This window comes from Nocardiopsis sp. TNDT3, assembly GCF_003427465.1.
Classification (GTDB): domain Bacteria; phylum Actinomycetota; class Actinomycetes; order Streptosporangiales; family Streptosporangiaceae; genus Nocardiopsis; species Nocardiopsis dassonvillei.
The window spans coordinates 1-10,597 of sequence record NZ_QPFC01000300.1 but is presented as its reverse complement, the minus strand read 5'-3'; the positions used below and the strand labels follow the sequence as shown (position 1 = coordinate 10,597).

General features: G+C 70.9%; 11 protein-coding genes. 6 read left to right on the top strand and 5 right to left on the bottom strand.

Annotated elements, in window-relative coordinates:
* Nucleotides 1-208: 208 nt before the first annotated feature.
* The 3 genes from recR (at nt 209) to DQW06_RS08155 (ending at nt 3,340) form a co-directional block, all read left to right on the top strand.
* A complete protein-coding gene (gene recR / locus DQW06_RS08165; protein WP_013155805.1) occupies nt 209-808 on the top strand; it encodes a recombination mediator RecR in 600 nt (199 codons plus the stop codon).
* 202 nt (nt 809-1,010) lie between these two features.
* A complete protein-coding gene (locus DQW06_RS08160) occupies nt 1,011-2,282 on the top strand; it encodes an aspartate kinase (RefSeq protein WP_013155804.1) in 1,272 nt (423 codons plus the stop codon).
* Nucleotides 2,279-3,340 carry an aspartate-semialdehyde dehydrogenase gene (locus DQW06_RS08155; protein ID WP_013155803.1) on the top strand — a complete coding sequence of 354 codons (1,062 nt, stop codon included), beginning with the start codon at nt 2,279-2,281 and terminating at the stop codon, nt 3,338-3,340. Before DQW06_RS08160 ends, DQW06_RS08155 begins: the two co-directional genes overlap by 4 nt.
* A 213-nt stretch (nt 3,341-3,553) precedes the next feature.
* Here DQW06_RS08155 and DQW06_RS08150 read toward each other — a convergent pair whose 3' ends face one another.
* A complete protein-coding gene (locus DQW06_RS08150) occupies nt 3,554-4,297 on the bottom strand; it encodes a GntR family transcriptional regulator (protein WP_013155802.1) in 744 nt (247 codons plus the stop codon).
* A gap of 364 nt (nt 4,298-4,661) precedes the next feature.
* On the opposite strand from DQW06_RS08150, the gene DQW06_RS08145 reads away from it, so the two are divergent.
* Complete coding sequence (locus tag DQW06_RS08145) at nt 4,662-5,009, top strand: PLD nuclease N-terminal domain-containing protein (RefSeq protein ID WP_013155801.1); 348 nt, start codon at nt 4,662-4,664, stop codon at nt 5,007-5,009.
* 194 nt (nt 5,010-5,203) lie between these two features.
* Nucleotides 5,204-5,851: an endonuclease gene (locus tag DQW06_RS08140; RefSeq protein WP_071623093.1), complete on the top strand. Its 648-nt coding sequence runs from the start codon at nt 5,204-5,206 to the stop codon at nt 5,849-5,851.
* 2 nt (nt 5,852-5,853) lie between these two features.
* Here DQW06_RS08140 and DQW06_RS08135 read toward each other — a convergent pair whose 3' ends face one another.
* Nucleotides 5,854-6,633 carry a cupin domain-containing protein gene (locus DQW06_RS08135; protein ID WP_041552977.1) on the bottom strand — a complete coding sequence of 260 codons (780 nt, stop codon included), beginning with the start codon at nt 6,631-6,633 and terminating at the stop codon, nt 5,854-5,856.
* Between the two features lie 286 nt (nt 6,634-6,919).
* Between DQW06_RS08135 and DQW06_RS08130 the strand changes: the two genes are divergently transcribed.
* Nucleotides 6,920-7,093, top strand: a complete 174-nt coding sequence (locus tag DQW06_RS08130; RefSeq protein WP_198662405.1) for a hypothetical protein — start codon at nt 6,920-6,922, stop codon at nt 7,091-7,093.
* 484 nt (nt 7,094-7,577) lie between these two features.
* On the opposite strand, the gene DQW06_RS08125 is transcribed toward DQW06_RS08130, so the two are convergent.
* From DQW06_RS08125 to DQW06_RS08115, 3 genes are all read right to left on the bottom strand, one after another.
* A complete protein-coding gene (locus tag DQW06_RS08125; protein WP_013155797.1) occupies nt 7,578-8,888 on the bottom strand; it encodes a dihydrolipoamide acetyltransferase family protein in 1,311 nt (436 codons plus the stop codon).
* A gap of 14 nt (nt 8,889-8,902) precedes the next feature.
* On the bottom strand, nt 8,903-9,916 hold the full coding sequence (locus DQW06_RS08120; RefSeq protein WP_013155796.1) for an alpha-ketoacid dehydrogenase subunit beta: 1,014 nt from the start codon (nt 9,914-9,916) through the stop codon (nt 8,903-8,905).
* A gap of 13 nt (nt 9,917-9,929) precedes the next feature.
* On the bottom strand, nt 9,930-10,597 hold a 668-nt coding region (locus tag DQW06_RS08115), incomplete at its 5' end, for a thiamine pyrophosphate-dependent dehydrogenase E1 component subunit alpha (RefSeq protein ID WP_232832980.1).

The following is a 10,597-nucleotide window of genomic DNA, read 5'->3' as shown; positions in this document are numbered from 1 at the left end:
GCCGGGCCGCGGACCGGCACCGGGAGGTCTGCGGACCGGCACCGGGGCCGCTCCCGCTGTTCCCGCCGTCGTTCCCGGAACCGGGGAGCGGCCCCGGGAACCGGTCAGGCGGGCCCGCGCGTACGCGCGAGTCCGCCGCGCCGGATACGGTGGGGGGTGGGGATGCGGACCGCCCCGACAGACCCGGTCCGTCACTGATGGGTAGGCGATGTACGAAGGCGCGGTGCAGAATCTGATCGACGAGCTCGGGCGGCTGCCCGGCGTCGGTCCGAAAAGCGCGCAGCGCATCGCCTTCCACCTCCTGTCCGCCGAGCACGCCGACGTCAAACGCCTCGTCAGCGCGCTCGTCGAGGTCAAGGAGAAGGTGCGCTTCTGCTCGGTCTGCGGCAACGTCGCCGAAGAGGACCAGTGCCGCATCTGCCGCGACGTCCGCCGCGACCCCGCCATCATCTGCGTGGTCGAGGAGTCCAAGGACGTCGTCGCCATCGAGCGCACCCGCGAGTTCCGGGGCCGCTACCACGTCCTGGGCGGCGCCATCAGCCCCATCGAGGGTGTGGGCCCCGACGACCTGCGCATCAAGGAACTCATGACCCGCCTGGCCGACGGCCAGGTGACGGAGCTGATCCTGGCCACGGATCCCAACCTGGAAGGGGAGGCCACCGCGACCTATCTGGCGCGGCTGGTCAAACCCATGGGGTTGAAGGTGACCCGTCTGGCCAGTGGCCTGCCCGTGGGCGGCGACCTGGAGTACGCCGACGAGGTCACCCTCGGTCGTGCCTTCGAGGGCCGCCGCAGCCTGGAGTTCTAGCGCGTCGCGCCCTGGAGTTCTAACTCACATTCGCCGTTCATCCGCGCGAAACACGAGTAACCTCCGCCTGACCGGGTAAGCCCCATCGCCGGTGTGTCAAGACGCCACGCCCTCCCGTCGCAGGTCAGATGGGCTAGGCGAGGACGTCTGTGGCTACACTCCATTTCATTGTCTTGATCCCAACTCCTCAGGAGCATCGATCGTGGCCCTAATCGTGCAGAAGTACGGTGGGTCTTCCGTGGCAGACGCGGAAGCCATCAAGCGAGTAGCCCAGCGGATCGTCGCTCAGAAAAAGGCGGGATATGACGTCGTCGTCGTGGTCTCGGCCATGGGCGACACCACCGACGAACTCCTGGACCTGGCCGAGCAGGTCAGCCCGATGCCGCCGGCCCGCGAACTGGACATGCTGGTCACCGCGGGCGAGCGCATGTCCATGGCACTCGTGGCGATGGCCATCGAGAACCTGGGGTTCGAAGCCAGGTCCTTCACCGGTTCCCAGGCCGGTGTGATCACCACGTCGCTGCACGGCAACGCCAAGATCATCGACGTGACCCCGGGCCGGATCCAGGAGGCCGTGGGCGAGGGCGCGATCTGCATCGTCGCCGGGTTCCAGGGCGTCTCCCAGGACACCAAGGACATCACGTCCCTGGGCCGGGGCGGCTCCGACACCACCGCCGTCGCGCTGGCCGCCGCTCTGGAGGCCGACGCCTGTGAGATCTACAGCGACGTCGACGGTGTGTTCACCGCCGACCCGCGCATCGTGCCGAGCGCCCAGCGCATCCCCCAGATCTCCTACGAGGAGATGCTGGAGATGGCGGCGTCCGGGACCAAGATCCTGCACCTGCGCTGTGTCGAGTACGCGCGTCAGTACAACATCCCCCTTCACGTCCGTTCATCTTTCAGCCAGAAGCCGGGGACCTGGGTCGTCCCGGAAGTCGAGGAAAGCGAAGGCATGGAACAGCCGATCATCTCCGGTGTCTCTCACGACCGGAGCGAAGCCAAGATCACCGTCGTCGGCGTGCCCGACAAGGTCGGCGAGGCCGCGACGATCTTCCGGGCCCTGGCCGACGCCGAGATCAACATCGACATGATCGTCCAGAACGTGTCGGCGGTCTCCACCTCGCGCACCGACATCTCCTTCACGGTCCCCAAGGACTTCGGCAAGGAGGCCGTCGCCGCGCTCAAGAAGGTGCAGGACAAGGTCGGGTTCGAGTCCCTGCGCTACGACGACAAGATCGGCAAGGTGTCGCTGATCGGCGCGGGCATGCGCTCCTACCCGGGTGTCACCGCCCGCTTCTTCGACGCGATCGCCGGTTCGAGCACCAACGTCGAGATGATCTCCACCTCGGAGATCCGCATCTCGGTGATCGTCGAGGAGGACCAGATCGACGCGGCCGTCCGCGCCGCCCACAGCGAGTTCCAGCTCGACGCCGACCAGGTCGAGGCTGTCGTCTACGGAGGTACCGGCCGATGAGCAACCGTCTTCCCACCCTCGCCGTCGTCGGCGCCACCGGCGCCGTCGGCACCGTGATGCTGGACATCCTGACCCAGCGCGAGAACGTCTGGGGCGAGATCCGCCTCGTCGCCTCCCCGCGCAGCGCGGGCAAGGTCCTGCGCGTGCGCGGCGAGGACGTCGTGGTCCAGGCCCTGGCCCCCGAGGTCTTCGACGGCGTGGACGTCGCCATGTTCGACGTCCCCGACGAGGTGTCCAAGGAGTGGGCGCCGATCGCCGCCGCCCGCGGCGCGGTCGCCGTCGACAACTCCGGCGCGTTCCGCATGGACCCCGACGTCCCGCTCGTGGTGCCCGAGGTCAACGCGGACCAGGTCCGCAACCGCCCGCGCGGCATCATCAGCAACCCCAACTGCACCACCCTGTCGATGATCGTGGCCATCGGCGCCCTGCACCGCGCCTACGGCGTCACCGACCTGGTGGTCTCCTCCTACCAGGCCGCCTCCGGCGCCGGCCAGGAGGGCATCGACACCCTGCGCGACCAGATGGCCAAGGCCGGTGCCGACCGCAGCCTGGGCGACACCGCGGGCGACGTGCGCGCCGCCGTCGGCGAGCTGGGGCCGTTCCCGGCGCCGCTGGCCTACAACGTCGTTCCGTGGGCGGGTTCGCTCAAGGACGGCGGCTGGTCCTCGGAGGAGCTCAAGGTCCGCAACGAGTCCCGCAAGATCCTGGGCCTGCCCGACCTGCGCGTCTCGGCCACCTGCGTCCGCGTCCCCGTGATCACCACCCACTCGCTGGTCGTGCACGCGTCCTTCGCCGAGGAGGTGCCCGCCGACGCCGCCCGCGAGCTGCTCGGCTCCGCGGAGGGCGTGCGGGTCCAGGACGACCCGGCCAACGGCGAGTTCCCGACCCCGGCCGACGTCGTGGGCACCGACCCGACCTGGGTCGGCCGCATCCGGCAGTCGCTGGACGACCCGAAGTCGCTGGACCTGTTCCTGTGCGGTGACAACCTGCGCAAGGGCGCCGCGCTCAACACGGCGCAGATCGCCGAGGTCGTGGCCGGGGAGTTCACCCGGGCCTGACCGCGCACACCGCCGGGCGACTCCAGCCGGTCACTCCGCGTGACGGGGAACGGTTGGGCGGAGCGGGCGTCCGGTGGTGTCCGTACCGGCGCGGCGGCCGGTGGACGATGAGGGCGGCGGCCCCCTCCTCCGGGAGGGGCCGCCGCCCTCACGCGTGCCCGGGGGCGGCGCCCGGGTGCCCGTCCCGGAGCGCCGCACCCGCGCGGGCCCGGGTCAGTACCGCCGAGGGTCGCCGACGCGGCGGGGCCGGGCCAGTGTCAGTTTGTAGAGGAGTCGACACTGCTCGGACGAGCCGATGAGGTCGGAGGTCTCCACCGGCCGGTTGCCGCTGAAATGGGTGCGCTCCACCACCAGCACGGGTATCCCCGGCGCCGACCCGAGCAGGGAGGCCTCGGAGTCGCGCAGCGCGCGGACGCCCACCTCCTCCACCACCCGGTCCACCGGGTGGCCCGCCGCGCTGAGCCGTTCGAGCAGTCCGCTGCCGGGCGAGCTGTCGAAGGGGGTGCGCAGGGTGCCCGCCGTAAGGGACGCGGGCTCCCAGGACCGGTGCAGGGTGATGGGCAGTTCCGAGGACAGCCCGCGTGAGGTGGTGCGGTACACCGGTTCCCCCTCGCGCAGCCGCAGCCGCAGGCTCAGCGGCGGCGCGCACTGCTCCTGCTCGGTGCCGATCGACTCGCGGCTGAGCCGCCCCAGGCCGGAGCCGGAGGAGGAGTCGGTCCGGCAGATCCGGAAGAGTTCGGGGACGGTGCGCACGTAGTACCCGGAGCCGGGCCTGGACTCGACCAGGCCCTCGGTGACCAGGAGTCGGAGCGCGGTGCGGGAGATCTGCTCGCTGACCCGGTAGGAGCGCGCCAGCCGGGTCCGGGAGGGCAGACGCGTGCCGGGCGGCAGTTCTCCGCTCAGTATCGGCCCGCGCAGCTGTTCCGCCAGCCAGAGGTACCTGGGTTGCCTGCCCACGGTCACCGGGCCTCGGCCGTGCGGCCTCCCGTCGCCCGTTGGTCTCTGCGCTTGGCCAGGGGGACGGGGACGCCGTGGTCGCGGGTGCCGGGGCCGCCACCGTCTGCGGTGGGGGACCCGGGAGGGAGAAGGGGAGTGAACCTGCCAGATCGCCGAAGCTCGCCCATGGTTCCCAGTAAAGCAGCGCGAGGGCCTGACAGGTGGAATTACCTGAAAGTAGTGACGTGAGTTCGGAAAGTCACCACGGAAACGGAATCCGGTCCTTGCGTAGTGGAAACGCCCGAAAACCGGAAGCGCCACGGGATCCCCCGCTCAAAAGGTTACTCTGCGTAACAATAGGGAGTGTGCCTTGTTGGGGGAGACCATGATCACGAACCTCGCGGACCGCGCGGACACGGCCGTCACCTGGATGAGCGGGATCTTCGGAGTGGTCCTGGCGCTCGTGGGCCTGGCGCTGCTGGTCCTGCTCCTCGCCGCGGTCATCTCGGCGCTGGTCGACCGCGACACCTCCGCGGGCGGCAAGCTGCTGTGGGTCATCTTCATCCTCTGGTTCCCGCTGTTCGGGGCGATCGCCTGGTTCGTGGTGGGCCGCAAGGGCCACCTCAACCGCTTCCTCGGCATCGACAAGGGGAAGGCGCGCCACACGATCCCGACCAGCGTCGGCCAGCACAGCGACGCGCCGCCCCACCGCAACGGACTGAGCCACGCCTGAGCCCGGCGCCGGGCGCCGCGGCGGGGAGGGGAGCCCCGGAACCGGGACGGGACCCGGATCCGGGGCTCTCCCGTGTCCGGCGCCGGGAGGGAAGGGTTGTACACAGCCCTGTGGACAACCGCGTCAGCGCCCTCCGGCCGGGTATCAGCCCTGTACCAGGACGCATCCGACCACACCTGGAAGGGGACCGGGAGATGGCCAGGAACGCCGACGTCGCCCGCGCCGTGGTGGACGAGGCGGGGACGACCCTCGCCGCCGAGGCCGGGATCCGGATGGCGGACAGACCCTCAGCGCTGTGGCAGCTGCTGGTGCTGGTCAACCTGCTGTCCGCGCGCATCTCGGCGCGGATCGCGATCGCCGCCGCCCGTGAGCTCAACGAGGCGGGCGGCACGACCCCCGACGGTATGGCCTCGCTCAGCTGGCAGGACCGCGTGGACGCGCTGGGGCGCGGGCACTACGTGCGCTACGACGAGAGCACCGCCACCCGGCTGGGCGAGTGCGTCGACCGGGTGCGCGAGGAGTACCAGGGCGACCTGCGCAGACTCGGGGAGCGCTCCGAGCACCGGGCGAGCCGGGTGGAGGCGATGGTCCGGGAGTTCTCCGGCATCGGGCCGACGGGCGCCGTGATGTTCTGCCGGGAGGTCCAGGCGGTGTGGCCCTGGCTGCGGCCCTACACCGACAAGTACGTGCTGGGCGGGGCCAAGAAGGTCGGACTGCCGGAGGACGGCGGCAAGCTCGCCAAGCTCGTGGAGGGCGACGAGGTCGCGCGCCTGGCGGCCGGGCTGGCCCGGATCGCGCGCGACGGGGACCTCGCCGACCGCGTCCGCGAGAGGGTCGGGTGAGGTCAGACCGCCTCGAAGTCGGCGAAGTCGAAACCGGGGGAGACGAAGCAGCTGACCAGCGCCTCCCCGCCGCCCAGCGGGCGGGCGGCCTGCCAGGTACCGGCCGGGACCACCGCCTGGAGGCGTTCTCCCCGCTCGATCCCCGAGCCCAGGGTCACCTGTCCGTCGGGCTCGGGCGCCCCTCCCGTGCCGCCGTACTCCAGCACCAGGGGCCCGCCCCGGTTGAACACCCACACCTCGTCGGAGCGCACCCGGTGCCAGCGCGACTCCTCCCCGGGGCCGAGCAGGAAGTGGATGCCGGTGGCGGTGGACCGCGGTCCCGGGTAGCCCTCCGGGTGCACGGTGACGCCGCTGTGCCAGGTCTGCCGGTACCAGCCGCCCTCGGGGTGCGGCAGCAGGTTCAGCGCCTCGGCCGTGGCGGGCCGCTCCTCGGCGCCGGTGTAGCGGCCCGAGGGGTCGCGGCGCAGGTAGCGCACGCCCGTCACGGCTGCTCGGGGGATCGGCCCGTACACGTGCGGGAAGAGGACGTCGTCCCCCGTGCCCGGCGGCGGGGCGGGCTCGGCGGCCTCCCAGCGCACCTCGCAGCCGACCGCGTCGGTGTCCACGACGAGGGCGACCAGCTGTTCGGAGGCGCCGGTGTAGAAGGCGTTGGCCACCGCGAGCAGGGTGGGTTCGTCCGGCGAGGCGTGCACGAACCCCTGCGTGCGCAGGGAGTCGGCCTCGACGTCACCGCTGCCGGAGGCCCAGCGTTCGAGTTCGGTCATGTGCAGCACGTGGGGCATGAGGCCGACCGTATACCAGTCGGGGCGAAGCGGTCCCGTTGTCCACAGGCTGTGGACGAAGCGCGCGAACGGGCGGATCACAGGTCCGCCGTCGTCTCCGCTGCCTGGAGGAAGTGCGGTGAGGTGTGGCGCTGGCTCCGGGTGAGGGCGGCTCCGTCCCCGGGCCCGGCCGCCCAGCACGCCGCCCGCTGGGGGCGGACGAACGAAAAGGCCCTGGCGGGTGCACTCACACCCCCAGAGCAGGCCGACAACCGACCAGCGAACGACCAGAAAGCGAGCTGTCGACATGTCCATTGTGCCGCAGGCGTCGCCCACCGTTCCCCGGTGGAGGGCCCGGACCTTCCCCGGGACCCTCTCCCGGACGTCCGCCGCCCGAGCCGACGTGCGCACCGGCCTGGCCGGGTTCGGCGGCGAACTGGTCGAGACGGTGGCCCTGTGCGGCAGTGAGGACCTCCGATGACCGCCGTCACCGCGACCCGCGCATGCGGGAGGTGCTCGGCGGACCCAGGGGCCGTCGCTTGCGTGGACGGTTCCGCCAGTCCGGCCGGCGGGTGCCGTCCTACGGCGCGGCCGTCGCGGGCGGGTCCCTTCTCGGCCAGGTCTTCGCCATGCCGCCCTGGTGACGTGTCCTCTCGCCCGTTCGCCCGCCCGCTCGCCCGTCCGGCTGTCCACAGGCTGTGGACAGCGATGGCCGCCACGCCGGGGCCGCCGGTGTCGCAGAGATGGGGGTGCCGCCCTGACACTCTGTCACCCTGTCGGTTCGTCGCCGTGTCGACTCGTCGGCATGTCCTCGTGTCCGCTTGTCCTCGCGTCCACTTGTCCACAGGCTGTGGACAGAATCCGCCGCGCTCGCCCGGAAACGACGGGCCGGACGCACGGGTCCGGGAACGACGGACGCCCCGGCCGTTCCCGGCCGGGGCGTCGCGTGTACCGAGCGCCGGACGCTACAGGATGATCCGCATCGGCTCTTCCAGGATCTCCGCGAGGTCCTTGAGGAACGCGGCGCCCACGGCGCCGTCCACCGCGCGGTGGTCCACCGACAGCTCCAGGGAGATCCGGTTGCGCACGACGACCTCGCCGTCCACGACCACCGGCTCCTGGCGCATCGCGCCGACCGCGAGGATGGCCGCCTCCGGCGGGTTGATCACCGCGGAGAAGCTGTCCACGCCGAACATGCCCAGGTTGGACACGCTGAACGTGCCGCCGCTCATCTCCTGCGGCTTGAGCTTGCCGTCACGGGCCTTGCCCGCCAGCTCGCGCGTGCGCGTGGAGATCTCCGACAGCGTCGCCTTGTCGGTGTCGTGCAGCACCGGCACCACGAGCCCGGCGTCCACGGCCACGGCCACGCCGACGTTGACCCGGTGGTGCTGGAGCAGCTTGTCGTCCACCCACGAGGTGTTCACCGCCGGGTGCAGCTTCAGCGCCGTCGCGCTGGCCTTGACGATCAGGTCGTTGAAGCTGACCTTCACGCCCGTGCTGGACAGCTGCTCGTTGATCTGCGCGCGGAAGGCCTTGAGCGCCTCGGCGTCGATCGTGCGGCGCAGGTAGAAGTGCGGCACCGTCTGCTTGCTCTCGGTCAGGCGGCGCGCGATCACCTTGCGCACGTTGCTGACCTTGAGCTCCTCGGAGGCGCGGCCGTCGTCGAAGGCGGGAGCGGTCGCCGCCTTCTCCGCGGCGGGCTTGGCCTCCTCCTTGGGCTGCGCGGCGGGTGCGGCCTGCTCGGCGGCACCGCCTTCCCGGGCGGCCTCGATGTCGGCGCGCACGATCCGGCCCTTGGGGCCCGACCCCTGGATCCTGTTGATGTCCAGGCCGTACTCCTTGGCCAGACGCCGGGCCAGCGGGGAGGTGCGCGGGCGCGCGGCCCCATCGCCGGAGGAGGCGGCGGACTCCCCGGCGCTCTCGGCCTCGGTGCCCTCGGCGGCCTCCTGGATCTCCTCCGCCTTCTCGCCCTGCTCCTCCTCGGCGGGCGCGGCCTCGGGCTCCGAGCCGCCGTCGCCGGAGTCCTCGGGTACCGCGTCCGGGGAGTCGGCGATCACGCCGATGACCGCGCCGATCGGCACCGTCTCGCCCTCGGAGACGGACTGCTTGACCAGGTAGCCGTCCTCGTAGGCCTCGTACTCCATGACGGCCTTGTCGGTCTCGATCTCGACCAGGACGTCACCGGAGGCGACCTTGTCGCCCACGTTCTTGACCCACGTGCTGATGACGCCTTCCTCCATGGTGTCGGAGAGGCGCGGCATCTGGATCTCGCTCATGCTTGAAACTCCCTCTACCCGACCCGTTTGCCGACGGCGCTCAGGGTCTCCTTGATGGCGGTGCTGATCGACTCGACCGACGGCAGGGCCGCCGTCTCCAGCGGCTTGGCGTAGGGCATGGGGACCTCCGCCATCGCCACCCGGCGGACCGGGGCGTCGAGGTAGTCGAAGGCGCCCTCCTGGATCGAGGCGGCGATCTCCGCGCCGATCCCGTAGGTCAGCCAGTCGTCCTCGCAGATCACAGCGGAGCCGGTCTTCTTGACCGAGTCCACGAAGGTCTGGCGGTCCAGCGGGCGCAGGCTGCGCAGGTCGACGACCTCGACGTCGATGTCCTCCTCGGCCAGCTTCTCGGCGACCTGGGTCGCGACCATGGCCATCCGGGAGTAACCGATGAGGGTGATGTCGCTGCCCTCGCGGGTGACCTTGGCGCGGCCGATCGTGGCGACGGTGTCGTTCTCCGGCTCGGCGTAGTCGTCGGGGACCTCGCCCTTGGAGTTGTACAGGCCCAGGTTCTCCAGGAACAGGACCGGGTCGTCGTCGCGGATCGCCGCGCGCAGCATCTGCGAGGCCTCGGCCGGGGTGCTGGGAGCGAGCACCTTCAGGCCGGGGATGAACGAGTAGAACAGCTCGATGTTCTGCGAGTGCGTGGCGCCGAGCTGCTGGCCGCCGCCGCCGGGCGTGCGGATGACCATGGGCACGCTCGTCTGTCCGCCGAACATGCCGTAGATCTTGGCGGCGTGGTTGATGATCTGGTCGATGGCGATCAGCGAGAAGTTGATCGTCATCAGCTCGACGACCGGGCGCAGGCCCAGCATGGCCGCGCCGACGGCGGCGCCGACGAAGCCCTCCTCGGCGATCGGGGTGTCCTTGACCCTGCGCGGGCCGAACTCCTTGAGCAGGCCCTCGGTGATCTTGTAGGAGCCCTCGAAGACGCCGATCTCCTCGCCCATGACGAGGACGTTCTCGTCGCGGACCATCTCGGCGCGAAGGGTGTCCCGCAGAGCCTGGCGGTAAGTGATCACAGACATGTGGGTTCCTTCCCTACTCCGCGAACACCGGGTCGGCGGGCATGCGGGTGGACTCGTTGGGCACCGGGGTGGCGTAGGTGTAGTCGAAGAGGGTGGAGACCTCCGGGTGCGGGCTGTTCTCGGCGAAGTCCGCGGCCTCGGTCACCTCGGCCTTGACGGAGGCGGCGATCTCCTCGCGCAGCTCGTCGGTGAGGAGGCCCTCCTCGGTGAGCCTGGCCTCGAACAGGGCGATCGGGTCGTTCTCCTCCGACCGCGCCTCGTCCTTCTGCTCGTCGGTGCGGTACTTGGCCGGGTCGACCACGGAGTGGCCCTTCATCCGGTAGCTCCACGCCTCCAGCAGGAACGGGGTCTGCTCCTCGCGGGCGCGCTCGATGAGCCTGGACGCGGTGTCGCGGACCGCGAGCACGTCGCGGCCGTCCACGCGCTCGCCCTCGATGCGGAAGGCGGAGCCGCGCTTGTACAGCTCGGGCTCGGCGGAGGACATCTCGACCGTGGTGCCCATGCCGGTGAAGTTGTTGATCACCACGAAGACGATCGGCAGGTTCCACAGCTTGGCGATGTTGAGCGTCTCGTGCCAGGCGCCGATGTTGGTGGTGCCGTCGCCCATCTGGCACATGACGACCTCGTCGCCGCCCCGGTAGGAGACGGCCAGCGCGGCGCCGGCGGCCAGCGGCAGCTGGC